Origin of the sequence: Stenotrophomonas sp. LMG 10879, assembly GCF_002750935.1 — a bacterium.
Classification (GTDB): Bacteria; Pseudomonadota; Gammaproteobacteria; order Xanthomonadales; family Xanthomonadaceae; genus Stenotrophomonas; species Stenotrophomonas lactitubi_B.
Map to the genome: position 1 here is coordinate 18,550 of NZ_PEJT01000015.1, position 26,049 is coordinate 44,598.

Annotated in this window: 27 protein-coding genes; 12 read left to right on the forward strand and 15 right to left on the reverse strand. The window is 66.6% G+C overall.

Annotated features, from left to right (window positions below; translation table 11 throughout):
• The first annotated feature begins 12 nt into the window (after window positions 1-12).
• Window positions 13-888 carry a cytochrome c oxidase subunit 3 gene (locus tag CR919_RS18975; RefSeq protein ID WP_099821338.1) on the forward strand — a complete coding sequence of 292 codons (876 nt, stop codon included), beginning with the start codon at window positions 13-15 and terminating at the stop codon, window positions 886-888.
• 53 nt (window positions 889-941) lie between these two features.
• On the opposite strand, the gene CR919_RS18980 is transcribed toward CR919_RS18975, so the two are convergent.
• Window positions 942-1,160, reverse strand: coding sequence for a twin transmembrane helix small protein (locus tag CR919_RS18980; protein ID WP_099821339.1), 219 nt, complete (start codon window positions 1,158-1,160; stop codon window positions 942-944).
• 57 nt (window positions 1,161-1,217) lie between these two features.
• Between CR919_RS18980 and CR919_RS18985 the strand changes: the two genes are divergently transcribed.
• The 5 genes from CR919_RS18985 to CR919_RS19005 all read left to right on the forward strand — a co-directional run bounded on the left by CR919_RS18985 (window position 1,218) and on the right by CR919_RS19005 (window position 5,633).
• A complete protein-coding gene (locus CR919_RS18985) occupies window positions 1,218-1,934 on the forward strand; it encodes an SURF1 family protein (RefSeq protein ID WP_099821340.1) in 717 nt (238 codons plus the stop codon).
• A 50-nt stretch (window positions 1,935-1,984) separates the two neighbouring features.
• Complete coding sequence (locus tag CR919_RS18990; RefSeq protein WP_089238227.1) at window positions 1,985-2,554, forward strand: hypothetical protein; 570 nt, start codon at window positions 1,985-1,987, stop codon at window positions 2,552-2,554.
• A 10-nt stretch (window positions 2,555-2,564) separates the two neighbouring features.
• On the forward strand, window positions 2,565-3,728 hold the full coding sequence (locus CR919_RS18995) for a COX15/CtaA family protein (RefSeq protein ID WP_099821341.1): 1,164 nt from the start codon (window positions 2,565-2,567) through the stop codon (window positions 3,726-3,728).
• A gap of 4 nt (window positions 3,729-3,732) precedes the next feature.
• Complete coding sequence (cyoE, locus tag CR919_RS19000; RefSeq protein WP_099821342.1) at window positions 3,733-4,626, forward strand: heme o synthase; 894 nt, start codon at window positions 3,733-3,735, stop codon at window positions 4,624-4,626.
• A 200-nt stretch (window positions 4,627-4,826) separates the two neighbouring features.
• On the forward strand, window positions 4,827-5,633 hold the full coding sequence (locus tag CR919_RS19005; RefSeq protein WP_099821343.1) for a calcium-binding protein: 807 nt from the start codon (window positions 4,827-4,829) through the stop codon (window positions 5,631-5,633).
• Between the two features lie 134 nt (window positions 5,634-5,767).
• Here the strand turns inward: CR919_RS19005 and CR919_RS19010 are convergent, their stop codons facing one another.
• The 6 genes from CR919_RS19010 to rpsU form a co-directional block, all read right to left on the reverse strand.
• A complete protein-coding gene (locus CR919_RS19010) occupies window positions 5,768-6,739 on the reverse strand; it encodes a bile acid:sodium symporter family protein (RefSeq protein WP_099782541.1) in 972 nt (323 codons plus the stop codon).
• 40 nt (window positions 6,740-6,779) lie between these two features.
• Window positions 6,780-7,280: a protein tyrosine phosphatase family protein gene (locus CR919_RS19015; RefSeq protein WP_099821344.1), complete on the reverse strand. Its 501-nt coding sequence runs from the start codon at window positions 7,278-7,280 to the stop codon at window positions 6,780-6,782.
• A gap of 26 nt (window positions 7,281-7,306) precedes the next feature.
• The gene (gene dnaG, locus CR919_RS19020) at window positions 7,307-9,046 is read right to left on the reverse strand and encodes a DNA primase (RefSeq protein WP_099821345.1); all 1,740 of its coding nucleotides are present in this window, start codon (window positions 9,044-9,046) and stop codon (window positions 7,307-7,309) included.
• 59 nt (window positions 9,047-9,105) lie between these two features.
• The gene (locus tag CR919_RS19025; protein WP_240196691.1) at window positions 9,106-9,954 is read right to left on the reverse strand and encodes a YihY/virulence factor BrkB family protein; all 849 of its coding nucleotides are present in this window, start codon (window positions 9,952-9,954) and stop codon (window positions 9,106-9,108) included.
• 200 nt (window positions 9,955-10,154) lie between these two features.
• The gene (locus CR919_RS19030) at window positions 10,155-10,598 is read right to left on the reverse strand and encodes a GatB/YqeY domain-containing protein (RefSeq protein WP_099821346.1); all 444 of its coding nucleotides are present in this window, start codon (window positions 10,596-10,598) and stop codon (window positions 10,155-10,157) included.
• Between the two features lie 133 nt (window positions 10,599-10,731).
• Window positions 10,732-10,947 carry a 30S ribosomal protein S21 gene (rpsU, locus tag CR919_RS19035; RefSeq protein ID WP_002808376.1) on the reverse strand — a complete coding sequence of 72 codons (216 nt, stop codon included), beginning with the start codon at window positions 10,945-10,947 and terminating at the stop codon, window positions 10,732-10,734.
• Window positions 10,948-11,114: 167 nt separating this feature from the next.
• Here rpsU and tsaD point away from each other — a divergent pair, with 167 nt between their 5' ends.
• Window positions 11,115-12,140: a tRNA (adenosine(37)-N6)-threonylcarbamoyltransferase complex transferase subunit TsaD gene (gene tsaD, locus CR919_RS19040; protein WP_099821347.1), complete on the forward strand. Its 1,026-nt coding sequence runs from the start codon at window positions 11,115-11,117 to the stop codon at window positions 12,138-12,140.
• Between the two features lie 41 nt (window positions 12,141-12,181).
• Here the strand turns inward: tsaD and CR919_RS19045 are convergent, their stop codons facing one another.
• Window positions 12,182-12,865, reverse strand: coding sequence for a hypothetical protein (locus tag CR919_RS19045; protein ID WP_343124864.1), 684 nt, complete (start codon window positions 12,863-12,865; stop codon window positions 12,182-12,184).
• 329 nt (window positions 12,866-13,194) lie between these two features.
• Between CR919_RS19045 and folB the strand changes: the two genes are divergently transcribed.
• The 4 genes from folB (at window position 13,195) to CR919_RS19065 (ending at window position 17,915) form a co-directional block, all read left to right on the forward strand.
• On the forward strand, window positions 13,195-13,548 hold the full coding sequence (gene folB / locus CR919_RS19050) for a dihydroneopterin aldolase (RefSeq protein WP_025878255.1): 354 nt from the start codon (window positions 13,195-13,197) through the stop codon (window positions 13,546-13,548).
• A gap of 62 nt (window positions 13,549-13,610) precedes the next feature.
• Entirely contained in the window at window positions 13,611-14,882 is a 1,272-nt protein-coding gene (locus CR919_RS19055; protein WP_099821349.1) for a mechanosensitive ion channel domain-containing protein, read from the forward strand.
• A gap of 128 nt (window positions 14,883-15,010) precedes the next feature.
• Window positions 15,011-17,185, forward strand: a complete 2,175-nt coding sequence (locus CR919_RS19060) for a glycoside hydrolase family 3 N-terminal domain-containing protein (protein ID WP_099821350.1) — start codon at window positions 15,011-15,013, stop codon at window positions 17,183-17,185.
• Window positions 17,186-17,324: 139 nt separating this feature from the next.
• On the forward strand, window positions 17,325-17,915 hold the full coding sequence (locus tag CR919_RS19065) for a hypothetical protein (RefSeq protein WP_099821351.1): 591 nt from the start codon (window positions 17,325-17,327) through the stop codon (window positions 17,913-17,915).
• 70 nt (window positions 17,916-17,985) lie between these two features.
• Here CR919_RS19065 and CR919_RS19070 read toward each other — a convergent pair whose 3' ends face one another.
• The gene (locus tag CR919_RS19070; RefSeq protein ID WP_099821352.1) at window positions 17,986-19,149 is read right to left on the reverse strand and encodes a PQQ-dependent sugar dehydrogenase; all 1,164 of its coding nucleotides are present in this window, start codon (window positions 19,147-19,149) and stop codon (window positions 17,986-17,988) included.
• Window positions 19,150-19,321: 172 nt separating this feature from the next.
• On the opposite strand from CR919_RS19070, the gene yiaA reads away from it, so the two are divergent.
• Window positions 19,322-19,774 (forward strand): inner membrane protein YiaA, encoded by a 453-nt coding sequence (gene yiaA, locus CR919_RS19075; protein ID WP_099821353.1) that lies wholly within the window; start codon window positions 19,322-19,324, stop codon window positions 19,772-19,774.
• A 184-nt stretch (window positions 19,775-19,958) separates the two neighbouring features.
• On the opposite strand, the gene CR919_RS19080 is transcribed toward yiaA, so the two are convergent.
• From CR919_RS19080 to CR919_RS19105, 6 genes are all read right to left on the reverse strand, one after another.
• A complete protein-coding gene (locus tag CR919_RS19080) occupies window positions 19,959-20,291 on the reverse strand; it encodes a hypothetical protein (RefSeq protein WP_099821354.1) in 333 nt (110 codons plus the stop codon).
• A gap of 82 nt (window positions 20,292-20,373) precedes the next feature.
• Entirely contained in the window at window positions 20,374-21,675 is a 1,302-nt protein-coding gene (locus CR919_RS19085) for an amino acid permease (protein WP_099821355.1), read from the reverse strand.
• On the reverse strand, window positions 21,672-22,436 hold the full coding sequence (locus CR919_RS19090; RefSeq protein ID WP_099821356.1) for a L,D-transpeptidase family protein: 765 nt from the start codon (window positions 22,434-22,436) through the stop codon (window positions 21,672-21,674). The genes CR919_RS19085 and CR919_RS19090 overlap by 4 nt, the downstream gene beginning before the upstream one ends.
• 12 nt (window positions 22,437-22,448) lie before the next feature.
• Window positions 22,449-23,297 carry a MurR/RpiR family transcriptional regulator gene (locus tag CR919_RS19095; RefSeq protein ID WP_099821357.1) on the reverse strand — a complete coding sequence of 283 codons (849 nt, stop codon included), beginning with the start codon at window positions 23,295-23,297 and terminating at the stop codon, window positions 22,449-22,451.
• A gap of 190 nt (window positions 23,298-23,487) precedes the next feature.
• Window positions 23,488-24,582: a dipeptide epimerase gene (locus CR919_RS19100; protein ID WP_099821358.1), complete on the reverse strand. Its 1,095-nt coding sequence runs from the start codon at window positions 24,580-24,582 to the stop codon at window positions 23,488-23,490.
• On the reverse strand, window positions 24,583-26,028 hold the full coding sequence (locus CR919_RS19105; RefSeq protein ID WP_099821412.1) for an SH3 domain-containing protein: 1,446 nt from the start codon (window positions 26,026-26,028) through the stop codon (window positions 24,583-24,585).
• Between the last annotated feature and the right edge of the window lie 21 nt (window positions 26,029-26,049).

Genomic DNA, 26,049 nt, shown 5'->3' on the forward strand with positions numbered 1-26,049 from the left:
CGGATACCGACCATGGCCCAGACACCCAGCGACGCCAACGTGTACTTCGTCCCGGCCCAGAGCAAATGGCCGTTCGTCGGTTCCATCGCGATGATGGTGACCATGGTCGGCGTGGCCAGCTGGCTCAACGACGCCAGCTGGGGCCGCTGGACCTTCTACATCGGCGTGGCGATGCTGGTGCTGACCCTGTTCTGGTGGTTCAGTGATGTGGTGCGCGAGTCGCAGGCCGGCAACTACAACCGGCAGGTGGACGGTTCGTTCCGGATGGGCATGGTCTGGTTCATCTTCTCCGAAGTGATGTTCTTCGGTGCCTTCTTCGGTGCGCTGTTCTACACCCGCCACCTCGGCCTGTCATGGTTGAGCGGCGAAGGGCGCGGGGTGATGACCAACGAGCTGCTGTGGCAGGGCTACTCGGCCGGCTGGCCGACCAATGGCCCGGCAGCGATCGGTGGCGCATTCCAGACCATTCCGGCCTGGGGCCTGCCGCTGATCAACACGTTGATCCTGCTGACCTCCGGCGTGACCCTGACCATCGCCCATCATGCGTTGAAGGCGGGCAACCGCCGCCAGCTGCTGACTTGGCTGGGCCTGACCGTACTGCTCGGCCTCGGCTTCCTGACCCTGCAGGCGGAGGAGTACATCCACGCCTACAAGGAACTGAACCTGACGCTCGGCTCGGGTATCTACGGGTCGACCTTCTTCATGCTGACCGGCTTCCATGGCGCACACGTGTTGCTGGGCACGATCATGCTGATCGTGATGTGGCTGCGCTCGGCAAAGGGGCACTTCACCCGCGACAACCATTTCGGTTTCGAAGCGGCCGCGTGGTACTGGCACTTCGTCGACGTGGTGTGGCTGATGCTGTTCCTGTTTGTCTACGTGCTTTGACCGCGCAGGCGTCGGCAGCTTCGACCGCCGACGCTGCCTGGTCTGCCGTGGGATCAGCCGCCGATGCCGTGCGGTTTGATCCAGCCCATGTAGATGCACACGATCACCACGACGATCAACGCCACCGACACTCCGATGCGGCGGGTCAGTGCATTGACCGTGCGCTTGGTCTGGCCGCGGTCCACCAGCAGGTAATACAGGCCGGCGCCCAGATTCCAGACGATGACGATCAGAAACGCGATTACCAGCAGGGTCTTCAGCGAATCACTCATGCGCGGCTCGAGGGCAGGGTGGATGTCCCTATCTGACCGCGTTTGCGCGGACTTGTCATGATGCGCCAGCACACGCGCCTGATCGGATGGCTGATGGCGGTGCTGGCAATGGCCGGATTCACCGCGCTGGGCCTGTGGCAACTGCAGCGGATGCATGCCAAACAGGCGTTGCTGGATGCACAGGGCCCGGCCGTGGCGCAGGCGATGCCGTTGGCGCAGGCGCTGGCCGCGCAGGGGGCGCTGCATGGCGTGGTCGATCACGGTCGCTTCCTGCCGGGCGTGGTGCTGCTGGACAACCAGACCCGCCACGGCCGCGCGGGAGTGAAGATCTATCGTCCGTTCCGCAGCGATGCGGGCAGCGTGTTGCTGGTGGACCTGGGCTGGCGCGCGCTGCCGCCCGACCGTACGTTGCCGGTGGTCCCGGCACCGCCGTCGCCGGTGGACGTGCGTGGCCTGTTGGCGCCGCCACCCTCGGCCGGGCTGGCGCTGGGGCCGGCGTTCACCCCCACCGATGTTGCCGGGCGCTGGCTGGCCAGCCGCCTTCCCGCCGATGGCCTGGCCGCGGCGCTGGGCCTGCCGTCGTTGCCCGAGCGCGTGCTGCGGCTGGACCCGGCATTGCCGTTCGGTGATGAGCGCGATCTCGACCTGCTGCCGAACACGCTGCCGCCACAGCGCCACCTGGGTTATGCCGTGCAGTGGTTCGGGCTGGCGCTGACTGTGCTGGTGGTGGCGCTGGTACTGGAATGGCGCAGGCGGCGGCCCGTTGCCCGGTAGTACCGGCCGCTGGCCGGCATCCCTTTCCCAACCATGAGAAAATGCCCCGCATGAACACTGCTACCTCCCCGCAGGCGCGCGGCAATGGCCGCCGGACCCTGGTGCTGCTGTTCGCCGTTTTCTTCGGGGCGATGGCGCTGGCCGCCATCCTGCGTTTCTCCGGCTGGCAGCCGACCGCGCATCGCAACAGCGGGCAGTTGCTGAAGCCGCCGGTGGATCTGCGCCAGCAGCCACCGACGCTGGCCAATGGCGCGGCCTACCCCTGGAACCCCGACGCGCGCACCTGGCGCCTGCTGGTGGCACCGGCCGGTGCCTGCGACGCGCAGTGCGTCACTTTGTCGCAGGGACTGGGCAAGGTGTGGCAGCTGTTCGGCCATAACGCCGATAATGTCGAAATCCTGTGGCTGGGAACGCCACCGGCGTCGATCGCCTCGCTGCCCGCGCTGCGGCCGCTGGCCCCGTCGCCAGCCCTGCGCGCGGCGCTGCCCGGCGTCGATGATCCGGCGGGTCTGCCGGTCTACGTGATCGATCCGAACGGCTTCGTGATCATGCGTCATGCCCCCGGGAGCGATCTCGGCGGCCTGCGCAAGGACATGGCCACGTTGCTGAAACTGAAGTGAGTCCCGTTTGATGAGCCTTTCCGCGCGTCCGGCGCTGCACCGCAATTTCCACCGCCTGGCGTGGTTCGCCATGATCATGACCGCGAGCACGATCATGTTCGGGGCCTTCGTGCGCCTGTCCGATGCCGGCCTGAGCTGCCCGGACTGGCCGACCTGCTATGGGCAGGCGACCTGGCCGCAGCACGTGGAAGAGACCATCGGGCATCCGGCGGCGGAGATCCGTCCGCTGGAAACACACAAGGCCTGGCGTGAGCAGGTGCACCGCTTCCTGGCGGGTGCGCTCGGCATCGAGATCCTGACCCTGGCACTGTTGGCCACGCGCAAGCGGCGATTCGGCAGCACGGCCGTGGTCACCGCCTGCGTGCTGGTGGCTGCGGGCATACCGCTGTACATGATGGGCTGGCATGGAACCGCCAGCGCGCTGGCACTGATCGGCGAGGCCATCCTGCTGATCGCCGCACTGCGCTGGAGCAACATCGACCTGGCGCGCGCTGCGCTGCTGACCCTGGCGGTGGTGATCTTCCAGGCCCTGCTGGGCATGTGGACGGTGACCCTGCTGCTCAAACCGATCGTGGTGATGGGCCATCTGCTGGGCGGCATGCTGATGTTCGGCCTGCTGGTGTGGATCGCCTGGCGTGCAACGCACATGCCGATCACGCTGGCCGAGGCGCCGAAGCTGAAGTGGCTGCTGCGCATCGGTGTGGCGGTGCTGGTCACCCAGATCGCGCTCGGCGGCTGGGTCAGCGCCAACTACGCGGCACTGGCGTGCGGCGGTGGCAGCGCCTCGCTGGACAACTTCCCGCGTTGCGCCAACCAGTGGTGGCCGCAGCACAACTTCGCCGAGGGCTTCACCCTGTGGCGTGGCATTGGCGTGGACTACGAAGGCGGCGTGCTCGACGGTGCCTCGCGCATCGCCATCCAGATGGCCCACCGCCTGTTCGCGATTGTCGTTGCCGTTTACCTGCTGTGGCTGGGCCTGCGCCTGTTCCGGCTGCCGAGCATGCGTGGCTGGGCCTCGGCCCTGGTCGCGCTGCTGGTGCTGCAGGTCACCCTCGGCATCCTCAATGTGAAGCTTGCACTGCCGCTGGAAGTGGCAGTGGCGCACAACGGCGTTGCCGTTGCCCTGTTGTTCGTATTGGTCAGCCTGCTGGCCCGCCTGCGTGCCCCGGACTGATCCCATGTTTTCCAACTATCGCCAGTACTGGGACCTGACCAAGCCCAAGGTCGTCGCCCTCATCGTCTTCACCGCCCTGGTCGGCATGGTCCTGGCCATTCCCGGCGTGCCCAGCTGGGAGCAGGTGCGTGCCGGCCTGCTCGGCTTCCTCGGCATCTGGCTTGCCGCCTCGGCCGCTGCAGCCATCAACCAGCTGCTGGATGCGCATATCGATGCGCAGATGGCGCGCACCTCGTGGCGACCGCTGGTGGTGGGCAAGGTCAAGCCATGGCAGGTGCTGGTATTTGCCGGCGTGCTGATCGTGCTGTCGATGGCGATCCTGGTGCTGTGGGTGAACTGGATCACCGCGGTGCTGACCTTCGCTTCGCTGATCGGCTATGCGGTGATCTACACCGTCTACCTGAAGCGTGCGACCTCGCAGAACATCGTCATCGGTGGTCTGGCCGGCGCGATGCCGCCGATGCTGGGCTGGGCGGCGGTGACCGGCATGCAGGGCTCGTCGGACTGGGCGTACTCGTCGCTGCTGGTGCTGATCATCTTCATCTGGACGCCGCCGCACTTCTGGGCACTGGCGATCTTCCGTCGCGAGGACTACGCCAAGGCGGAAATCCCGATGCTGCCAGTCACCCATGGCGTGGTGCATACGCGCAAGCAGATCATGGCGTACTCGGTGGTGCTGGCACTGGTCTGCCTGCTGCCTTATCTGGTCGGCATGAGCGGCGCGTTCTACCTGGGCGGTGCGATCGTGCTCAACGCCGTGTTCCTCTGGTACGCCTGGCGCATGCTGAACCCGCCGGATGAGCTGTTCTCGATGAAGATGTTCAGCTACTCCATCGTCTACCTGATGGCGCTGTTCGCCTTCCTGCTGGTGGACCACTGGATTCTGCCCTGGTTGTGATGGGCTGATGTTCGGGGGCAGATCCCCGAAGGGGCTGTGACCCCGCCTGATCCAAGGCGCCAGTCCCATGTAGAGCCGAGCCCATGCTCGGCTGAGGGTGTATTGGAAGAGCAGCCGAGCGTGGGCTCGGCTCTACACTTGATCTCTTCCAGCCGCGTCGCCATTGCTGTTCCTGACCCCAAGGAAAGGAAGGAGCAGGGATGCATTCGATCTTCCGCTGGACCGCCACCCTGCTGCTGGCGCTGGGCATGGTGATGAGCGCGCGCGCCGACGACGCTGCCATGCAGATCCGCCAGCATGCCGGAGACCACCGCGTGCTGGTGCTGGGCGAATTCCACGGTACCCGCGAGACACCGCTGCTGGTGCGCCGACTGGTGGACGACTACAGCCGTAACGGCCCGGTGGTGCTGGCTTTGGAGCTGCCGCGTGGTGAGAACACCACACTGCGTGACTATCTGGATTCCGATGGCGGGGCGGTGGCACGCCAACACCTGCGAGGCCGTGCGTTCTGGACCGTGCGCGATGATCAGCACGATGGCCGCCGCAGTCGCGACATGCTGGCGCTGATCGAAGGCATGCGCGCGCTGAAGGCGCAGGGGCGCACCATCGAGGTGGTCGGCTATGACGTCAACAACAGTGATGGCGGCAGCCAAGCGCGCGATGATCGCATGGCCGCAGAGCTGCGGCGCCTGTACCGGCGCCTGCCGGATGACGCCCGGATGGTCGTCCTGACTGGCAATGTCCACGCCATGCTGCAGCGGCCGGCCGATGCGCCACCGGAAATGCAGACGCAACCGATGGCATCGGCGCTGCGCGACCTGGACATTTACAGCGTGCGGCTGGAAGCCCTGCGCGGCCACTTCTGGGGGTGCATGGATCGTTGCAAGGCGTTGGCTCTGCTCGAGCGATCTGCGCGTGCACCGGAGGTCGATACCGATGCCGGGCGGCAGTACGACCTGTGGGTGTGGATGCCTCAGCTGAGCGTCGGCACCCTGGCAGAACCGTGAGTTCACGCAGGGCCACTCATCAGCCGAGCATGGGCTCGGCTCTACAGTAGATCCACGCCATGCGTGGAGGATTTCCCACAGCAGCCCGCGCGTTCAGTGGATCCACGCCATGCGTGGATGATTTGCCGGTCGGGTCAGGGCGCGCGCTTGGCGTAGCGCTGGGCGATCACGCCGCAGACGATCAGCTGGATCTGGTGGTAGATCATCACCGGCAGCACGATCGCGCCGAGGCTGCCGCCAGCGAACAGCACCTTGGCGATCGGCACGCCGGTGGCCAGGCTCTTCTTCGAGCCGCAGAACACGATGGCGATCTCGTCTTCGCGGTTGAAGCGCAGGCGGCGGGCGATGAAGGTGATCAGCGGCATGGCGATGCCGAGAAGTACTGCCGCCACCACAGCCACCGCGAACAGCGAGAGCAGGGGTGTCTTGCTCCACAGCCCCTCAGTGACCGCTTCACCGAACGCGGAGTACACCACCAGCAGGATGGTGGCCTGATCGGTGTAGCGCAGCAGCGCGCGCTGCTTCTCCACCCAGCCGGCGATCCATGGGCGCAGCAGGTGGCCGGCCACGAACGGCACCAGCAGCTGCAGCATGATGCCGCCGATGGCATGCAGCGGGTCGTGCACGCCGCCGGAAGTACCGGCCAGCGCGGTCAGCAGCAGGGGCGTCAGGAACACACCGAGGATGCTCGACAACGAGGCACTGCACACGGCCGCCGGCACGTTGCCGCGCGCCATCGAGGTGAACGCGATGGACGACTGCACGGTGGACGGCAGGGTGCACAGGAACAGCACGCCCAGGTACAGCTCGGGCGTCAGCAGCCAGCCCGACAGCGGCTTGAACAACAGCCCCAGCAGCGGGAACAGGATGAAGGTGCAGGCGAGGATCGTCAGGTGCAGGCGCCAGTGCAGCATGCCGCCGATGATCGACTCGCGCGGCAGGCGCGCGCCGTGCAGGAAGAACAGCGCGGCGATGGCGACGGTGGTGACATCATCGAGCACCAGGGCGGCAGCGCCCTTCATCGGCAGCAGCGAGGCCAAGCCGACGGTGCACAGCAGGGCGAGGGTGAAGTTGTCCGGTCGCAGGCGCGACCACCAGCGGGTCATGGTGGATAGGCTCCTTGGTGCGGGGGGATTACCCCGGAAATCAGGGGGTGGGAGAAGGGATCGCCAGGCGCTCGCGGGTGGCCGCTTCCAGCGACTTCAGGCCGGCACGCTGGCCCAGTTGCAGGGCCTGTTCCGGGCTGGCGTGTTCGTAGCGCGCGTTGAGCAGGCCGAGCACGGCACCGGCGCGGTTGCCGGAGGCGCAGTGCAGCAGCACCGGCCCCTGGCTCTGTTGCAGGGCCTGGTGCACGGCGCGCACGTTGGCGGCATCCAGGCCCTCGGCACCGGCCACCGGAATGCGTACATAGCGCAGGCCCAGCGCTTCGGCCTCGCGCGTTTCATCGAAGCCGCGATCTTCATCGGGTTGGCGCAGGTCGATCACCGTGCGCACGCCCTGTGCCGCCAGTTCGCGCAGTTGCGCGGCCGAGGGCTGGCCGCCGGCGTAGAGGCCGGGGCGGACTTCAGCAAGGGCGGGGTCCGCAGCCCAGGCCGGCAGAACCGGGCAGAGCGACAACAACAGCAGGCAGGTCAGGCGCAGCAGCATGGTCTCTCCGGGGCTGTGTTCTGCCGCTACAGGCGCAGATTGGCGCGGGCCTTGAGCAGCTCGCGCATCTCGTACTTGTCAGTATCGTCCAGACCCTGTTGTCGCTGCTTGGCGTTAAGGTCGTCGATCCGCTGGAACAGCAGCTGCTTCTCCAGCTGCCCGACCGCGTCATGCAGTTCCACCGTCCACATCGCTTCATCGCCCGCCAGCGTCTGCGCGGCCAGGGTGTGCAGCGAGGCCTGTTCCTCGCGGCCGTCGAAATGCTCCAGCAAGGCGCCGGTACTGATGTCCGGGCGTTGTTCGACCAGCCCCAGCAGTTCCAGCAGCAGCTCCACCCCCGGCAGGCGCAGGCCCTGGAAGTGGTGCTTGCCGCCCAGGGTCAGGGCCAGCGAGGGCTGCTGCAGCAGCACGGCGATCGCGCCGCGCACCAGGCTGCGCTTGGCCGCGGGTTGGATCGTGCGCGGCGCGGCGCGTTGAGGCATCTGCGGACGGCCCGCCTGCGCGTTGCCGCCCAGGCCGGTCAGCTGTCCCAGCTGCTGTTTCATCAGGTCGCCGAACGCGCCGTCGGGAATCTGCGCGAGCATCGGCTTGGCGCGCTCGGCCAGCCGTGCCTTGCCGTCCAGCGTGCCCAGGTTGATTTCGCGGGTCAGCTCGTCGAAGAAGAACTGCGACAGCGGCGTGGCCTGCTTCAGGCGCTCGTTGAAAGCCTCAGCGCCCTCCTTGCGCACGATGCTGTCCGGGTCTTCGCCATCGGGCAGGAACAGGAAGAAGGCCTGGCGGCCGTCCTTCATGCGTGGCAGCACCGATTCCAGCGCTTTCCAGCCGGCGCGGCGGCCGGCGGCGTCGCCGTCGAAGCAGAAGAACACGTCCGGCGCGTTGCGGAACAGCAGCTCTGCATGGTCCGGCGTGGTTGCCGTGCCCAGCGTCGCCACCGCCTGGGTGACGCCGAACTGGAACAGCGAGACCACGTCCATGTAGCCCTCGACCACGATCAGGCGCTCGATCTTCTGGTTGGCCTGGCGCACCTGCCACAGGCCGTACAGTTCGCGGCCCTTGTGGAAGAGCGCGGTCTCGGGCGAGTTGAGGTATTTGGGGCCGTCGTCCTTCTCGAACACGCGCCCGCCGAAGGCGATCACCCGGCCACGGCGGTCGAAGATCGGGAACATCACCCGGTCGCGGAATTTGTCGTAGACGTGGCCGCGGTCGTTCTTGGAGAACAGGCCGGCGCGGTCGAGCAGCTTCATGCGCCGCTCGTCCTTGCCCAGCGCATCGCGCAGGCCGCTGTAACCATCCGGCGCATAGCCGATCTGGAAGCGCGCGCGGTTCTCTTCGTCCACGCCGCGACCATCGAGGTAACTGCGCGCTTTCTCGCTGCCTTCCAGGTTCTTCTGGAAGAACTTGGTAGCGGCGTCCAGCGCGGAGTACAGCTCGCGGCTGTCATCCTGCTGCTGGGCACTGCGCGGGTTCTCGCTGCGCGGCACTTCCATGCCGGCGCGCTTGGCCAGTTCGTCCACCGCGTCGAGGAACTCGAGGCGGTCGTAGTTCATCAGGAAGCTGATTGCGGTGCCGTGCGCGCCGCAGCCGAAGCAGTGGTAGAACTGCTTGGTCGGCGAGACCGTGAACGAGGCCGAGCGTTCGTCATGGAACGGGCAGCGTGCGGCGTACTCCTTGCCCTGGCGCTTCAGCGGCACGCGGCTGCCCACCACCTCGACAATGTCGGAGCGGGCCAGCAGGTCGTCGATGAAAGCGTCGGGGATACGGGCCATGGGCAACAGGACGGGGCGCGGCCGCCAGGGCGCGCTGCGGGGGCGGCAAGTCCCCTAGTTTACTCGCTGGCGGTGGCCGGGCCGGTTTCCTGCGGGGCCACATCGGCGCTGGCCAGGCGCGCACGTGCGTACTGGCGTTCGTCGATCACCGCGGTCATCAACGCACCGACGAAGAACACGGCAGTGGCGTAGTAGATCCAGACCAGCGAAATCACCAGGGCACCCATCGAGCCGTAGGCGCTGCCGGGGGCAACCGTGCTGATGTAGACGCCGATGCCATAGCGGCCGAGGGTGAACAGCAACGAGGTGATGGCGCCGCCGATGAACGCCTGGCGCCAGGCCACGCGCCGGTCCGGCAGGTAGTGATAGAGGAAGGCGAAGGCCAGCGTGTACAGCAGCAGTGATGTCAGGTAGCCGATCGCGGGCAGCACCGAGGGCAGCTGCGCGAACACCACCTGCAGCGCGGTGGTGGCGGTCATCGACAGGATCAGCAGGAAGCCCAGTGCCAGCACCACGCCGAACGAGAACACGCGCTTGCGCAGCCAGGCCTTGATCCCGTCCAGGCGCTGCCCGCTGGTATGGAAGATCCGGTTCAGCGCGTTCTGCAGCTGCGCGAACACGGCGGTGGCGCCGACGAACAACAGCAACGTGCTCCAGACCCCGGCCAGCGAACCGACGCTGGGCTGGCTGTTGGCGTTGTGCAGCACGGTGTCGGCGACGCTGGCCACGCTGCTGCCGGCCACCGAGCCGATCTGTCCGATCAGTGCCTGCTGCGCCGGTGGATACAACGAGGCGGTCAGCCACAGCAGCAGCACCAGCAGCGGAGCCATCGACAGCAGGGCATAGAAGGAAACCGAAGCGGCCTGGGTCAGCACGTCGATTTCGACGAAGCGCTTGGCCACCGCCATCGGGAAGCTGTCCTGCAGGCGATCGGCGTAGTGGCGAAGCCGTGCGGGGAAGCCGTGGGGACGCGTGTCGGTGGGGGCGTTGGATTGCTCGACCATGGGGATGTTGTAGCAGCCGGGGGTCGAAGGGGCGGTGAAACGGGTGCATCAATGGGGTCGGATCCCTTCCGCGATGCGGAAGGGATCCGACCCTGGATGCTGGCTTACGCCAGCTGCTGCTTGACCAGCTTGGACACCAGGCCCATGTCGGCCTGGCCGGCGAGCTTGGGCTTCAGCGCGCCCATCAGCTTGCCCATGTCGGCTGCGCTGCTGGCGCCGGTCTCGGCGATGGCCGCCTGGATCGCCGCGACGATCTCGGCTTCGCCCATCTTGGCCGGCAGGTAGGCTTCGATCACCACGATCTCGGCGCGCTCGATTTCCGCCAGGTCTTCGCGGTTGGCCGCTTCAAACTGGCTGACCGAATCCTTGCGCTGCTTGACCATCTTGTCGAGCACGGCGATCACGGCGGTGTCGTCGAGCTCGATGCGCTCGTCGACTTCCTTCTGCTTGATGGCCGCGTTGATCAGGCGGATGACGCCCAGCTTGTGCTTCTCGCCGCCCTTCATGGCGGCCTTCATGTCTTCGGTGAGCTGCTGCTTCATGCTCATGGCGAACCTCGTGGTGGTGGTGGGGCAGGGCGGACGCCCAGGCCCGGAAACGCAAAAAGCCGGCGACGCTCGCGCGTGCCGGCTTCGACTCCATCGCGGCAGGGAATGCCCACCGCAATGAAGATGCGTCCGATCAGTACAGGCGCTGACGCTTGGTGACGTCGCGCGAGGAACGGCGCAGCTGACGCTTCACAGCAGCGGCGGCCTTGCGCTTACGCTCCTGGGTCGGCTTTTCGTAGAACTCGCGCTTGCGGGTTTCGGCCAGCACACCGGCCTTTTCGCAAGTGCGCTTGAAGCGGCGAAGAGCAAACTCAAAGGGTTCGTTCTCGCGGACTTTGACGCTGGGCATGGAATCTCCGGGACACAGTAGAACCGGGTCACGCCCGGCGAGCCGCACATTATAGTGGCGAATAAACAAACTGCAAGCCACAAATCCTGAATAGGGGCAAGTTGTTGGATTGCAGTGAGACCTGCCAGTTCCCCCGAGGGGCTGGCAGGGGCGTCATAATAGCAGGCATGCGAGTCCTTGGCATCGAATCTTCCTGTGATGAGACCGGCGTGGCGGTGTATGACACCGACCTGTCCGGCAGCGCGGCCCTGCGCGCCCATGCGGTCTACAGCCAGATTGCCCTGCACGCCGAGTACGGCGGTGTGGTGCCCGAGCTGGCCAGCCGTGACCACGTGCGCAAGCTGCTGCCGCTGGTGCGGCAGACGCTGGCCGAAGCCGGCCTCGGCGTGAACGACATCGACGGGGTGGCCTATACCGCCGGCCCCGGCCTGGTCGGGGCGCTGCTGGTGGGCGCCGGCGTGGCCCGGTCGCTGGCCTGGGCACTGGAGGTCCCCGCCGTGGGTGTGCACCACATGGAAGGCCATCTGCTGGCGCCGCTGATGGAAGACGACCCGCCGCAGGCGCCGTTCGTGGCCCTGCTGGTGTCCGGCGGCCATACCCAGCTGGTGGCCGTCGATGCCATCGGCCAGTACCGCCTGCTGGGCGAAACCCTGGACGACGCGGCCGGTGAAGCCTTCGACAAGACCGCCAAGATGATGGGCCTGCCGTACCCGGGTGGACCGCAGCTGGCCAAGCTGGCCGAACAGGGCACGCCGGGCGTCTACCGCTTTACGCGGCCGATGACCGATCGCCCGGGCCTGGATTTCAGCTTCTCCGGCTTGAAGACCCAGGTCCTGATGGCCTGGCGCGACAGTGACCAGAGCGAGCAGACCCGCGCCGACATCGCCCGTGGCTTTGAAGACGCCGTGGTCGAGACCCTGTCCATCAAGTGCGAGCGCGCGCTGGAAGCGGCGGGCACCAACGTGATCGTGGTGGCCGGCGGCGTCGGCGCCAACAAGCGCCTGCGCGCCCGCCTGCAGCAGATGGCCGAGCGCCTCGGCGGCCGCGCCTGCTTCCCGCGGCCGGCGCTGTGCACCGACAACGGCGCGATGATTGCCTTCGCTGGCGCATTGCGTCTGCAGGCCGGCCAGCACAGTCCGCCGAAGGTGGAAGTGACCCCGCGCTGGGACATGGCAACCCTGCCGGCCGTCTGAGCCGGACCTGTTCCTGTCGTGCCGGCCGCTGGCCGGCAACGTCATCGACGTTTGCCAAGCAGCGGCGAGGCCGCCAGCACCGTCGTCGCCCGTTCATGGCGCTGCAGCCAGCCCAGGGTGTGCGGGCAACGGGCGTGGATCAGCCGCCCGATCGCGGCCAGGTCGGCACCGATGTCACGTTCGAGGATGGGTTCGTGGTGGGCGATGCGGTTGCGCAGCTGGCGGATGCGGTCTAGGTCGGCATGGATGGTGGTGCGGACGATGCCGACAGTGTTCTGTGGAGCGTTGGGCAGAGCGATCTTCAGGCTTCGCGTCCACAGGGGCCCCTCAAAGCGTCGTGTAAAGAGGTGCTGCCAGAATGCGAATCGGAGGCTGGCGATGATCTCTGGCGTGTTCATCTGCTGATTCGATCGCCTGTGCAGGTCCTGCAGCGCCGACAGCGCACCATCGGCGGGCATGCGCTGCAGCAATGCTGGATGCCATGGCCAGCGGGGACCATAGGCATGCGCCAGTGCTGCGGCGACTGCGTTGCGGATGACGATTTCGCAGATGTGAAGCGGCGATAGCAAAGCGCCACACATCTGCATGTTCCAGACATACAGCGAGGTCGCATCCAGGGAATGACGAACCGCGATGCGTTTGTAGGTTGCCCAGCGTGGTCGGGATAGTGCTGCTTGCAGAATCCTCTGCTCTTTCATTGTCGGCGGCATCACGTTGTGGATCACCAGCGTGCGCCGGAAGCCGAACAGGTGATATCGGGCAATGCCAGCCGCTTGCCTGGCAGAACTCCCAACGGCATTCGGATTTCTCCGGAATGTCGTGAATGCCTCTGGACGACAGGGGAAATGATCTTCATCCTTCGCAGCGTGTGCTTCGGGACTCGCGGCTGGATTCCAGCTCCCCCCGAGGACGTTGAGAGGTACCAAAGGGCCCCGCTAGCAGGGCCCTTTGTCTTTTCCAGCCCCTGTGAATGCCCGGCGGCCCATCGCCCGTTCCGGGCAGGCTCACCGCCGTCCCGTTACCATGACCGCCTGTTTTCCGGCTGGTAACCGCAATGGACAAGGTTTTCATCGAAGGGCTGACGATCGACGCCCTGATCGGCATCTACGACTGGGAGCGGCGGATCCGCCAGGACCTGGTGTTCGATCTGGAGATGGGCTTCGACAACCGTCGTCCGGCCGCCAGCGATGACATTGCCCATACCCTGAACTACAAGGCAGTCAGCAAGCGCCTGGAGCAGTTCGTGCGTGAATCGGAGTTCGGCCTGGTGGAAACGCTCGCCGAGCGCTGCGCGCAGATCGTGCTGGACGAGTTCGACGTGAAGTGGCTGCGCCTGAAGCTGAGCAAGCCCGGTGCGGTGCGCGGCGCGCGCGCGGTCGGCGTGATCATCGAACGCTCGCGGGACTGACCCGGTAGTGCCGGCCGCTGGCCGGCAACCTCAAGAACACTGATACAGACAGGAGACAACCGATGGTGGACGCAGTGGTGGCGGTACAGTGGCTGGAACAGCTGCAGAACACACTGGAACCCTATCCTGGCGCCTACCTGGCGTTGATGATCTCGGCGCTGCTGCTTGCCGCCGGCCTGGCCAACTGGGTGACCAAGCGCATCCTGCTGCGCGGTCTGCGGCGGCTGCTCAACCGCCTGCCCGGCGCCGAGTCCGGGCGTGGCAGCCACCTGATGCGGGTCATCGCGCGCCTGTCCAACGTGGTGCCCAGCCAGGTGATCGCCTCGGGCATCACCCTCATTCCCGACCTGCCGCCAGGCCTGGTCAACGTCATCATCAAGCTGTGCATCGTGTGGGCCGTACTGACCGTGTCGATGGCGTTCTCGCATGCGCTGGATGCGGCCAACAGCCTGTACGAACGCAAGCCCGATGCACGCAACAAGCCGATCAAGGGCTACCTGCAGGTGGTCAAGATCGTGGTGTTCGTGGCCGCGGGCCTGTCCATCGTTGCCACCTTGCTGGGTGTCGCGCTGGGACCACTGGTCACCGGCCTGGGCGCGGCTACTGCAGTACTGATGCTGATCTTCCAGGACACCATCCTGTCACTGGTGGCCAGCGTACAGATCAGTGGCGATGGCCGCGTGCGCATCGGCGACTGGATCGAGATGCCCAGCCAGAACGCTGACGGCGATGTCATCGATATCGCCCTGCATACCGTCACCGTGCAGAACTTCGACAAGACCATCACCACCATCCCGACCAAGAAGCTGGTGACCGAGTCGTTCAAGAACTGGCGTGGCATGCAGGAAGCGGGGGGCCGCCGGATCAAGCGCGCGCTGTACCTGGATCAGCACAGCGTGCGCTTCATGGAAGAGGACGACCTGGCCTTCCTTGGCCAGTTCGCCCTGCTGGGCGACTACCTGCGCGGCAAGCAGCAGGAGCTGGGCCAGTGGAACGGGCGTCTGCGCGAGCAGGGCGTGGCCGAGGTCAACAGCCGCCGGGTGACCAACCTGGGCACGTTCCGGGCGTACGTGGAGCGCTACCTGACCAGCCACCCGGGCATCCATACCGACATGACCCTGCTGGTGCGCCAGCTGCAGCCGACCACCGAAGGCCTGCCGCTGGAGCTGTACTGCTTCACCCGCAGCACCGCTTGGGGCGAGTACGAAGCGGTGCAGTCGGACATCTTCGACCACCTGCTGGCGATCCTGCCGGCCTTTGGCCTGCGGGTGTTCCAGGCGTCCAGTGACGCCATGTTGATGGCCGGGCAGCGCCAGTTGGCCGGCTCGGAGTAAGCTGCGATGCCCCCGGCCGGACCGTACGGATCCGGCTGGTGGCTGAAACTGAATGACGAAACCTCTCGCCAAATCGTCCGGGATCGCTAGAATGCCGGGCTTGTAAACGTTTTCATCAAGGACTGCCGGTGGCCTCCGATCGCATCGAATCCCTCATTGCCCAGATGACCGTCGAGGAAAAAGTCGGCCAGCTGGGTGTCTTCGCAGACATGGTCCGCCCGTTCGCCCCGGACGTGAACCCGGAAGCCAACGTGCGCAATGCCGATCAGGTGCTGCAGCAGGTGCGCGAGGGCAAGGTCGGCTCGCTGTTCAACGGTGTCGGCGCCGAGCTCGGCCGCCGCATCCAGCAGGTCGCCACCGAGGAGAGCCGCCTCGGCATCCCGGTGATCCTGGCCGCCGACGTCATCCACGGCATGCGCACGGTGTTCCCGATTCCGCTGGGCGAAGCGGCCAGCTTCGAGCCGGACCTGGCCGAGCGCACCGCGCGTGCCACCGCGGTTGAAGCCACCGCTGCCGGCCTGCACTGGACCTACGCACCGGCGGTGGACATCGCCCGCGACCAGCGCTGGGGCCGTGGTGCCGAAGGTGCCGGTGAGGACGTGGTACTGGGCTGTGCCTTCGCCGCTGCCCGCGTGCGTGGCTTCCAGGGCAGCGACCTGCGCGCCGCCGATTCGCTGCTGGCCACGCCCAAGCACTTCGCTGCCTACGGCGCGGTGATGGCCGGCATGGAATACAACATGGTCGACATCTCGCCGCAGACCCTGCGCGACGTGCACCTGCCGCCGTTCAAGGCGGCCTTCGACGCTGGCGCGATCACCGTGATGTCCTCGTTCAACGACATCAACGGCGTGCCGGCCAGCGCCAACGCCGAGCTGCTGACCGACATCCTGCGCGGTGAATGGAAGTTCCCGGGCGTGGTGATCTCCGACTACACCGCCGACATGGAACTGGTCGCGCACGGCTATGCCGCCGACGACCGCGATGCCACTGCCAAGGCGTTCACCGCTGGCCTCGACCTGAGCATGCAGAGCGGCTTCTACGCCGAGCACCTGCCGGGCCTGGTGGAGAGCGGCGAGGTGCCGATGAGCGTGCTGGATGAAGGCGTGCGCCGCATCCTGTGGCTGAAGGAAACCATCGGCCTGTTCGATGACCCGTACCGTTCGCTGGACCCGGCGCGCGAAGCCGATACCTCGCACATTGCCGCCCACGACGAACTGTCGCGTGATGCCGCGCGTCGTTCGATCGTGCTGCTGAACAACCGCGACAACGTGCTGCCGCTGCAGAAGAACGGGCAGAAGATCGCGCTGATCGGCCCGTTCGTGCAGGACCGCGACAACATCGAAGGCTGCTGGACGCTGTTCGGCGACAAGCAGCGTTACGTGGATCTGGAAACCGGCGTGCGCGCGGCCATCGGCGACGAGTCGCTGCTGGAAGTGGTGCCGGGTTGCGAACTGGAAGCCGCCATTGCCGGTGGCACCGAAGCGGCCGTGGCCGCCGCGCTGCGTGCCGACGTGGTGGTACTGGCGTTGGGCGAGCCGCAGCGCTACAGCGGTGAGGCGCAGTCGCGCGTGGAGATCACCCTGCCGCCGGCACAGCAGGCGCTGGCCGAAGCAGTGGCGATGACCGGCAAACCGCTGGTGGTGCTGCTGCGCAATGGTCGCGCGCTGGCACTGCAGGGCGCGGTGCGCAATGCGCATGCCGTGGCCATCACCTGGTACCTGGGCACGCAGACCGGGCATGCCGTGGCCGATGTGCTGTTCGGCGATTACAGCCCGTCCGGTCGCCTGCCGGTCAGCTTCCCGCAGGTGTCCGGCCAGCAGCCGTACTTCTACAACCACCCGCGTACCGGCCGCCCGGAACTGCCGACGATGTCGGAGTTCAAGGCACGCTGGCGCGAGATCCCGAACGAGCCGCTGTATCCGTTCGGCCACGGCATCGGCTACACCACCTTCGCCTACGGCGTGCCGCAGCTGAGCAGTGCGCGCGTCGGCTGGGACGACACCCTGACCCTGACCACCACGCTGACCAACACCGGCAACGTGGCCGGCGAGGAAGTGGTGCAGTTGTACATCCATGACCGCGTGGCCAGCCGCGTGCGGCCGGTGCGTGAGCTGAAGGATTTCCGCAAGGTGGCCCTGCAGCCGGGCGAGTCGACCGAGGTGGTGTTCACCCTGACCCGCGAGCAGCTGGCATTCACCGGCCGCGACGGCGTGCTGCGTGCTGAGCCGGGCCTGTTCGACGTGTGGGTGTGCGCCTCGTCGATGGCCGGTGAGGCGGTGCAGTTCGAGCTGCTGAAGGCCTGATCGGTAGAGCATCCACGCATGGCGTGGATCTACTGGCAATGAGTAGCGTCGGGCCATGCCCGGCGTCCTCACCCATGGCGAACACGCCGGGCGCGGCCCGGCGCTACCATCGGACTCCCTGTATCGATGGAGCCCGCGCATGCGCACGATTGCTTTCCTGATCCCGGCCCTGCTGCTGGCGGCCTGTTCGCAGCCAGCATCGCCGCCCGAGCCCGCTGCCGACGCGCCACCGCCGATGACCGGTGCGACGCCGGCCGAGGCGGCCGCCAGCACCACGCCCGATGCCGTTGCGGCACCGCAGGCTGCGGCGGAACACGCGAAGGATGTGGCGGCGGCGCCGGCGGATGCTTCCAGCCCCGTCGAACCCGCAGCAGACGACGCCCGCGCGCGCATCGAGACGCTGCTCGGCGATGCGGCGCAATATGAAAGAGTATTCAATGCCTTCAAGACCGCCGTGGTCGCGGGTGACCGTCCTGCCGTGGTTGAAGAAGTGCGCTTCCCGCTGAACATCAGTGGTGGCAAGAAGATCACCGGACCCGGTGAATTCCAGCGCAACTACGAAAAGATCATCACCCCGGCGGTGGTCAAGGCCGTATCCGCGCAGGAGTTCGGCAAGGCCTTCGTCAACCAGCAGGGCGTGATGATCGGCGATGGCCAGGTGTGGTTGAACGGCCAGTGCCTGGACAAGGCCTGCACGCGCACGGAAGTGAAGGTCATCACCATCCAGTGAAAGCAGACGGCCCAGCATGCGGGGCCGTTCTGGAAAGGTAGTGCCGGCCGCTGGCCGGCAACCCGGCCAATCAGGCCTTCGGCGTGAGCTTCAGCAGCCGCGCCTTGCTGCCGTCTTCCAGCAGCCACAGCGCGCCGTCCGGGCCCTGTTCCACTTCACGGATGCGCTCGCCCATGTTGAAGCGCTCGGCTTCGCGTGCGTTGTCGCCATCGAAAGTGACGCGCACCAGGGACGTGGACGACAGGCCACCGATGAAGGCGCTGCCCTTCCACTGCGGGAACAGGTTGCCGTTGTAGAACATCAGGCCTGCCGGGGAAATCACCGGGTTCCAGGTCACCTTCGGTGCAGCGAATTCCGGACGGGTGTCGTGGTCCGGAATCGGACGGCCATCGTAGTGGTCACCGTTGGACACGATCGGGTAGCCATAGTTGGCACCGCGCACGATCAGGTTCAGCTCATCGCCGCCGGCCGGGCCCATTTCCTGTGCCCACAGCTTGCCATTGGCATCGAAGGCGATGCCCAGCACATTGCGGTGCCCCAGCGACCATACCTGCGCGGCCACGCCGCCCTGCGAGGCGAACGGATTGTCGGCCGGCAGGCTGCCGTCGTCGTTGAGACGGATGATCTTGCCCAGGTTGCCGCTCATGTCCTGCGCCGGATCGAACTTCTGCCGTTCGCTGGAACTGATCCACAGCTTGCCGTCCGGGCCGAAGGCCAGGCGATGGCCGTAGTGGCCTTCGCCACTGACCTTCGGCGTCTGCCGCCAGATTACCTTCAGGTCTTTCAGCTGGCCGCCGCCGTTGGCGTCGAGGGCGAGGGTGGCACGGGCCACGGCCGCGCCGCGCGTATCCAGCGTGCCTTCCTCGGCATAGCTGACGTAGACCACATGGTTGCGGGCGAAATCCGGATGCAGGACCACATCACCGAAACCGCCCTGGCCGCCGTAGGCGACCTTGGGGACACCGGTGATCTCATGCTTCTGGCCACTGGCCAAGTCGAGGTGCTGCAGCTTGCCGCGCTTTTCGGTCACCAGCAGGCTGCCATCGGGCAGGAAGGTCATCGCCCACGGCTGGTCGAAACGGCTGACCTCGGTGGCGGTGAAGGGGCGTTGGTCGTTGGCGGTGGCGGCTGCCGGTGCCTTCTGACCTGTCGCATCAGGACCGGCGGCATTGCAGGCGGTGGTGGCGAGGATCGGCAGCAGGCCGAGTGCGAGCAGCAGGGGCGTGCGGGTCATGGGTATCTCCAGCGGAAGGGGATGCGGATGGCCAGGCTCTCCCTTGTATACCACCGGGCAGGTGACGGTCGTGGCCCGAAGGTCCTGCTACCCCCCTGTGCGGCATGGCGCGGATCGTCTAGGGTGTTCTCGCCCGGGCAAAGCATGCCCGCCTGTCTGCCAAGGATCTGCAATGAACGCACCCCTCATCCATCGACCTTCGCCCGCCTTCATCGCCGCCTCGTGGGTGGCCCTGCTGCTGGGCGCGGTGGCCTACCTGGTAGGCCTGTTCAATGCCGAAATGCCGCTGAACGAAAAGGGCTATTACCTGACCCTGCTGCTGTTCGGCCTGTTTGCGGCGGTATCGCTGCAGAAGAGTGTGCGCGACCGCGTCGAGAGCATTCCGGTGAGCGGCCTGTACTACGCGCTGTGCTGGTTCGCGCTGCTGTCGGCGCTGCTGTTGCTGCTGGTCGGTCTGTGGAACGCCACCCTGGTGCTGAGCGAGAAAGGCTTCTATGGCATGGCGTTCGCGCTGTCGTTGTTTGGCGCGGTGGCGGTGCAGAAGAATACCCGCGACCTGATTGCCGCGAATGCGGCCGAGCCCAAGCGCGCTTCGTCGATTCCGCCGTTGCCGGAACAGGACTGACGGGCGGAGGTAGAGCCGAGCCCACGCTCGGCTGCTGTGTATCGGCAGCCGAGCGGGCTCGCCTCTACAGCTGAGGCTTCAGCCGAGCATGGGCTCGGCTCTACAGCTGAGGCTTCAGCCGAGCATGGCTCGGCTCTACAGCTGAGGCTTCAGCCGAGCATGGGCTCGGCTCTACAACGTGCTGTTATGCGTTGCGGTCCCGGCGTGGGTCCAGGTTGACCGCTTCTTCCCAGCCGCGACGCACGGCGCTGCGCGCCTGCGCCCATTCCAGCCGGCTCTTGCCGCGCTCCTTCGCCCATCGCGACTCCAGCTCGCCTTCGATCTCTTCGTACGCGCGGATCATGTCCTGCGCGCGCGCAGTGTGGCCGATCTGGTACGCCGGCTCGTAATCGTCGAAGAACAGCTGGTTGTCGTAATACGGCTCGCTGGTATAGCGATCACGCCAGTAGTCCGAAACAGCCTGGCGCGGGGTGCCGTCTTCCGGCACGCGGCCGGGGATCTGGTAATCAGTGCTCATGGGCAGGAGGCTCCGTGGTGGACGAAGCATGATCGTGCCCATCGGCCGGTTAACGCATCGGGCCGGCAGCGTGATCGGCAGGTCAACCGGCGCTGGCGTCCTTGCGCGGCAACGTGTAGATGACCGCGCCAACCGCGAAGGCGACCAGCGCCGCGGCGATGTTCTGCCAGCTGGCACTGGCGAACAGGGCCACGCACAACAGCAGGGCCAGCACCGGAATCAACGGGCCACCGGGCAGCTTCAACGCACCGGGGCGGTCCGCATAGCGCTTGGCCAACACCAGCACCGCTGCTGCGGTACCGATGTAAGCGAACAGGCGCGTGGTCATCGACAACAGTGCCAGCTGCACGAACGACCCGGACAGCGCCAGGCCGAGGGCGATCAGGCCCTGACAGAAGATCGCTGCGGCCGGGGTGCGGAAGCGCGGGTGCACCTGTGCCAGCACCTTCGGGCCGTAGCCATCGCGGGCCAGCGCGAACAGGAAGCGCGGGCCCATCATCATCGTGTTGCTGTTGGTGCCGAGGATGGAGATGGTCGCGCCCACGGTGAGGATCAGCGCCAGTGCCTCACCGCCGAAGCTGGAGGCGGCATCGGCCAGCGGCGTGGCCGAGCTGGCCAGCCCGGGCAGGGTGCCTTGGGCCACGATCTGCACCGCCGCGTAGATCACGGTGACGGTGACGATCATGGTGATCAGCGCGAACGGGATGTCGCGGCGTGGGTTGCGGTATTCGCCGGCCGCGGCCGGGATGTTCTCGAACCCGGCATAGGCATACAGCAGCAACAGCGCCGCCTCACCCATGCGTTGCAGGTCGTGCGGATCCGGGCGCTGGCCGGAGAAGGCAAGCTGCGGGTCGATGTAGAACGCACCGATGGCCACGAACAACAGCAGCGGCAGCATCTTGCCGATCACCAGCACGATGCCGGTACGCGCGGCCGACCGCACGCCGATGATGTTCACCCCGGTCAGGAAACCGAGCGAGACCACGATGATCGCGATGCGGCCCATGCCTGCGCCTGCCCACGGCCAGAACCGCGCTACGGCGTCGGCCAGCGCATTGCTGAGCGCTGCAGCGGAGCTGATGCGGGTCAGCCAGATCATCCAGCCGATTTCGAAGCCGGCAAAGCGGCCGAAGGCTTCGCGCGCGTACAGGTAGCTGCCACCGGGTTCATCGAAATAGCTGGCTGCCTGCGCGTAGCAGAGCACCAGCAGGGCGACGACGATACCGGCGGCAACCACGCCCCACAGGCTGAAGGGGCCGAGCAGGGCGACCGTAGCCGCCGGCAGCAGGTAGATGCCACTGCCGACCACGTCGTTGATCGACAGGCCAACAATCTGCCAGCGGCTGACCGCGCGTTGCAGTTGGGGTTCGTCGGCGGCGCTCAACGTGCGGCTCCTTCAAGCGCGGGCAGTTTCCACTGCGCCTGCAGGCGCTGGTATTCGGCGCGTGGCAGCAGCACGAAACGCGGCGTGTCCTGCGGGCGCAGCCAGTCCAGCAATGCCTGCATGCGCGCCTGTGGCATCGCGGTACAGCCAGCGGTGGCCTCGCCGGGCTGGCGCCACAGATGAGCGAAGATGCAGCTGCCCTTGCCGGGCTGGTTGTCCGGGTTGTGCGCGATCACGAAGCCTTCCTGGTAACGTACGTCGCCCTTGTTGTGCAGGTCCAGCCGCATCGGTTCGGTGGAGCCGGTGATGGCGGCACTGCCAACCTTCTTTGCATCGACGATGCGGTTGTAGAACGGCGATGCCGGTACGTCCATGCAGTAGCTGGTGCTGCTCATCGGCTGGTAGGTCATCGCCGTTCCGGGCCGGGTGACGGCATAACCGAACGCGCTGCCCAGCGCGAACACACCGGCCGGACTGCGGCCGTCGCCTTCCTGTTTCTGCGGACCATCGGCCTGGGCAGGATGCAGGCCCAGGCCCCAGGCACTACCGGTGCGGCCCAGCGCCACCGGGAAGGCCTGGCCGTGCTTGCGCCATTGCTTGCCGTCGCGCACGAAGGCCTGCAGCTGCCCCTGCGTGCTGTCCCAGTTCTCGCTGGTGACGACGATCAATTGGCGTGCCTCATCCAACGGTGCGGCATGGACAGTGACGGCCGCCGCGAGCAGCAGCGCGGCGGATGCAAGGCGGGCCAGCAACAGGTTCATCGGGCGCTCCGGTCAGGAATCCAGCAGGTGATCGATCCGTTCCAGGTTCACCGCCAGCTGCTGCTGGCGATCCGGATTGGCGTGGCAGAGCAGCACGAACAGGAAATCGAGCAGGGCATGCATGGCGCTACGGTACAGCAGCTGTGCCACCTGCGGCGCGCGGTCGTGCGCGCACACCACCAGCGCCGCATCGGCATGCGCGCGCAGCGGGTTGGCGGTGTGGCGGGTGATCGACACCACCTTGCCGCCCATGTCCTGGAACTGGCGCGACAGCTGCGACAGCTGTGGCAGGTTGCCGAACTCGGAGAACATCAACAGCACATCACCCGGGCGCGCGGCGGACAGGTTGGCCAGCATCAGGATCGGATCGGTATGGGGCACTACCAGCAGGCCGAGCAGCGACAGCCGCATGGCGAATTCACGGGCGTACAGGCCGTCGTCACCGAGGCCGTGGACAAACAGCTTCGGCGTGCCGTCGAGCAGCTGCACGATGCGTTCGATCTCCTCGCGCGGGTTGGCCTGGCGGGTTTCTTCCTCGGCCTGCGCCTTGCTGCGGCGCAGGGCATCGCCCAGGCGCAGGTAGTCATCGCTGATGTCCGGTGCGGCCGGCGCCTGCTGCGGGTCGGCACCGGCACGGGCAACATCCTCGCCGATGGAATACTTCAGGTCCGGGTAGCCCTTGAAGCCGAGCTTCTGGCTGAACTTGACCACGCTGGACTGGCTGATGCCCAGGGCACTGGCCAGCTGCTGCGAGGAGTAATCGCGCAGCAGGTGGGCGTTGTCGAGGATGAAGTCGGCGATGCGGCGTTCGATGGCCGACATCTGCCCGCGCTCGGTGCGGATTTTCAGCAGGGGCGGCATGCGGGGTGTCCGGGCATGTGTAGGCGCGTTGCGGTTGGTCGCGTAGAGCGTGTCATGGGTTGGGTCGGGCGGGTGCCAGCCGCGAAGGATGTACGGAGTGGGGCAAAAGCGGGAGCAAGGACATCCACGCATGGCGTGGATCTACCGTGGCGCGGCCCCAGTAGAGTCGAGCCATGCTCGACTGATCGGCTCAACCGAGCATCTCCAGCCCCCGCACTTCGGTGATACCCAGCCCCGGCACATCGCTGATGCTGATCTCCGACTCGTTGAAGCGCACGCCGCCGCTGACCGGATCGAACTGCCCCAGCGACGGGCCATCCAGATCGACCTTGGTGATCACATCGCTCTTGGCTACCGCCAGATGCACTGCCGCGGCGACGCTGATGCTCGACTCGATCATGCAGCCGATCATGCACGGCACGCCGTAGATGCCGGCGATGTCGGCAATGCGGATCGCATTGGACAAACCGCCGGTCTTCATCAGCTTGATGTTGATGATGTCGGCGGCGCGTTGCTGGATCAGGTCCATCACCTGGCTGGGACTGAACACGCTTTCGTCGGCCATCACCGGCGTGTTGACGCGGTCGGTGACATACTTCAGGCCAATGATGTCGGCCGCTTTCACCGGTTGTTCCAGCAGTTCCAGCACCACGCCGGCGTCTTCCAGGGTGCGCATCGCATGCACGGCCTGCTTGGCGGTCCAGCCCTGGTTGGCGTCCAGGCGCAGCAGGGCTCGGCCCTCCACGGCGGCATGGATCGCCTTGACCCGCTCGATGTCCACGCCGATGTCCTTGCCGACCTTGATCTTCAGCGACTCGAAGCCGCGTTCGATCGCCGACAGCGAATCGGCCACCATCTTGTCGATGTAGTCCACGCTGATGGTGATGTCGGTGGTGATCACCGGGTCGCCGCCACCCAGCATCTGGTACAGCGGTGCGCCATGCAGCTGCGCCCACAGATCGTAGAGCGCGATTTCCACCGCTGCCTTGGCGCTGGTGTTGCGCTCCATCGCGGTCTGCACCAGCGTGCACAGGCGGTTGAGGTTGACCACCTCCTGGCCGATCAGGCGCGGGGCGATGAAGTGGCGGATCGCTTCGATGATCGAGCCGTGCGTGTCACCGGTGATGACTGCGGTGGCCGGCGCCTCGCCGTAGCCGGTGTGGCCGGTATCGGTGCGGATCAGCACCACCACGTCTTCCACGGTCTCCACGGTGCGCAGCGCGGTCTTGAACGGTGTTTTCAGCGGCACGCGCAGCATGCCCAGTTCGATGGCAGTGATCTTCATTCAGGGATTCTTGGCACGCAGGCGTTGGATGTTGGTGATGCGGTCGATGTAGCGGACGCTGTCGCTGGCCATCATCGGCTCCAGCGGCGTGACCGATACGCCATTGAGATGGGCCTGCACACGCTTGCCGTCGGCGCCGAACCAGCTGCCGCCCGCAGTATCGTGGATCACCCAGGTGCGGCCGTCGACGTGGCCGATGGCCATCATCACGTGACCGGGGATGTAGACCAGATCGCCCACCTGCAGATCGGTGACGGCGCGGTCGCGTACGGCCTTGCTGTCCTTGGGGGTGAACGGCAGGCGGTCCAGCGCCGGGCTGATCGCCTGTGCGCTGGTATTGCGCGGCAACAGTACGCCGAAGCTGCGGTAGATCTCCGATACGAACCCACTGCAGTCGCGGGTGTCGTAGTCGTGGCCCCAGCCGTAGCGCTCGCCGAGGAACTTGAACGACTGCTGCAGCAGCAGGCGCGGGGTCAGCGGCAGGTAGTCGGCGGCGGTGTCCTGCGAGCGCGGCAGCAATGCCGGCACCAGGCGCAGGCGGCCATCGGCCTCGCGCACCGGCAGCTGCACCACCCACGAGGCGTGTGCCTGCTGGCCGTTCACCGGTTCGGCGGCTGGCCAGTCGGCCAGCACCGGCAGGCGCACGCCCATGTCCAGCTGCAGGCGCGATACGCGCGGTTCTTCGGGGGTGTAGGCGGTGTGCGCGGTGGCACCGGTGACGATGCGGTACGGGCCCTTCGCGCCGTAGCCGAGCACCGTGGCCTTGTCACCACTGGCCACGGCATCGGCTTCGATCCAGGCGCTGTAGCGCTCGCTGTGCACGAACAGCCAGCGGCCATCGGCACTGCGGTGGACCACGGCAACCTTGTCACCGGGGAACAGTGCCGACTCCTGGAAGCGGTCGATATCGGTATCGCCGGCGGTGCTGAAAACACGCTGGCGGGTCGGGAAGGTACGCAGCGCGGCACGCTTCACCACCAACCCGTACGACGGTGCAACCTGCGCAGGAACGGCGTCGAGGCCGAGGTTGCCTTCGATTGCGGTGCGCAGGCCGGGGGCGATGGCCTGGCCCTTCTCGTCATACAGCGCCCGCTTGGGCCAGCTCGAAAGCGCGCCGATGCTGTCGCGCACCTGCGTGGCGCTGAGCTGTGCGGGCAGCGTGGCGATGTCCTGGATGTGGTTGTCCTGGGCGCGCATCCGCGCGTTCTGCGCATTGATCTGCGCGCGGTCCAGGATCGGTGCGTCGGCGTTGTCCAGGCGTGCCGCCCAGTAATCCGGGGTGAGGTAGGCCTCATGCAGGCCGATCACGTAGGGCAGCGGTGCGCCGGGGTCGGGTGCAGGCGTGGCCGCCTGGGTAAAGGCCGGTACGGCCAGCAGGCCCAGGGCCAGCGCCAGGGTCAACCTGCGCGGCCAGTGCCGACGCGGTTCGCGGGAAGCCAGGATCATGCGCTGCACACCCTCCTCGAA

What these genes read in the sequence shown, in the direction of transcription:
- CR919_RS18975 (WP_099821338.1), top strand. Translation starts at nt 13, where the DNA reads ATGGCCCAGACACCCAGCGACGCCAACGTGTACTTCGTCCCGGCCCAG.
- CR919_RS18980 (WP_099821339.1), bottom strand. Translation starts at nt 1,160, where the DNA reads ATGAGTGATTCGCTGAAGACCCTGCTGGTAATCGCGTTTCTGATCGTC.
- CR919_RS18985 (WP_099821340.1), top strand. Translation starts at nt 1,218, where the DNA reads ATGATGCGCCAGCACACGCGCCTGATCGGATGGCTGATGGCGGTGCTG.
- CR919_RS18990 (WP_089238227.1), top strand. Translation starts at nt 1,985, where the DNA reads ATGAACACTGCTACCTCCCCGCAGGCGCGCGGCAATGGCCGCCGGACC.
- CR919_RS18995 (WP_099821341.1), top strand. Translation starts at nt 2,565, where the DNA reads ATGAGCCTTTCCGCGCGTCCGGCGCTGCACCGCAATTTCCACCGCCTG.
- cyoE (WP_099821342.1), top strand. Translation starts at nt 3,733, where the DNA reads ATGTTTTCCAACTATCGCCAGTACTGGGACCTGACCAAGCCCAAGGTC.
- CR919_RS19005 (WP_099821343.1), top strand. Translation starts at nt 4,827, where the DNA reads ATGCATTCGATCTTCCGCTGGACCGCCACCCTGCTGCTGGCGCTGGGC.
- CR919_RS19010 (WP_099782541.1), bottom strand. Translation starts at nt 6,739, where the DNA reads ATGACCCGCTGGTGGTCGCGCCTGCGACCGGACAACTTCACCCTCGCC.
- CR919_RS19015 (WP_099821344.1), bottom strand. Translation starts at nt 7,280, where the DNA reads ATGCTGCTGCGCCTGACCTGCCTGCTGTTGTTGTCGCTCTGCCCGGTT.
- dnaG (WP_099821345.1), bottom strand. Translation starts at nt 9,046, where the DNA reads ATGGCCCGTATCCCCGACGCTTTCATCGACGACCTGCTGGCCCGCTCC.
- CR919_RS19025 (WP_240196691.1), bottom strand. Translation starts at nt 9,954, where the DNA reads ATGGCGGTGGCCAAGCGCTTCGTCGAAATCGACGTGCTGACCCAGGCC.
- CR919_RS19030 (WP_099821346.1), bottom strand. Translation starts at nt 10,598, where the DNA reads ATGAGCATGAAGCAGCAGCTCACCGAAGACATGAAGGCCGCCATGAAG.
- rpsU (WP_002808376.1), bottom strand. Translation starts at nt 10,947, where the DNA reads ATGCCCAGCGTCAAAGTCCGCGAGAACGAACCCTTTGAGTTTGCTCTT.
- tsaD (WP_099821347.1), top strand. Translation starts at nt 11,115, where the DNA reads ATGCGAGTCCTTGGCATCGAATCTTCCTGTGATGAGACCGGCGTGGCG.
- folB (WP_025878255.1), top strand. Translation starts at nt 13,195, where the DNA reads ATGGACAAGGTTTTCATCGAAGGGCTGACGATCGACGCCCTGATCGGC.
- CR919_RS19055 (WP_099821349.1), top strand. Translation starts at nt 13,611, where the DNA reads ATGGTGGACGCAGTGGTGGCGGTACAGTGGCTGGAACAGCTGCAGAAC.
- CR919_RS19065 (WP_099821351.1), top strand. Translation starts at nt 17,325, where the DNA reads ATGCGCACGATTGCTTTCCTGATCCCGGCCCTGCTGCTGGCGGCCTGT.
- CR919_RS19070 (WP_099821352.1), bottom strand. Translation starts at nt 19,149, where the DNA reads ATGACCCGCACGCCCCTGCTGCTCGCACTCGGCCTGCTGCCGATCCTC.
- yiaA (WP_099821353.1), top strand. Translation starts at nt 19,322, where the DNA reads ATGAACGCACCCCTCATCCATCGACCTTCGCCCGCCTTCATCGCCGCC.
- CR919_RS19080 (WP_099821354.1), bottom strand. Translation starts at nt 20,291, where the DNA reads ATGAGCACTGATTACCAGATCCCCGGCCGCGTGCCGGAAGACGGCACC.
- CR919_RS19090 (WP_099821356.1), bottom strand. Translation starts at nt 22,436, where the DNA reads ATGAACCTGTTGCTGGCCCGCCTTGCATCCGCCGCGCTGCTGCTCGCG.
- CR919_RS19095 (WP_099821357.1), bottom strand. Translation starts at nt 23,297, where the DNA reads ATGCCGCCCCTGCTGAAAATCCGCACCGAGCGCGGGCAGATGTCGGCC.
- CR919_RS19100 (WP_099821358.1), bottom strand. Translation starts at nt 24,582, where the DNA reads ATGAAGATCACTGCCATCGAACTGGGCATGCTGCGCGTGCCGCTGAAA.
- CR919_RS19105 (WP_099821412.1), bottom strand. Translation starts at nt 26,028, where the DNA reads ATGATCCTGGCTTCCCGCGAACCGCGTCGGCACTGGCCGCGCAGGTTG.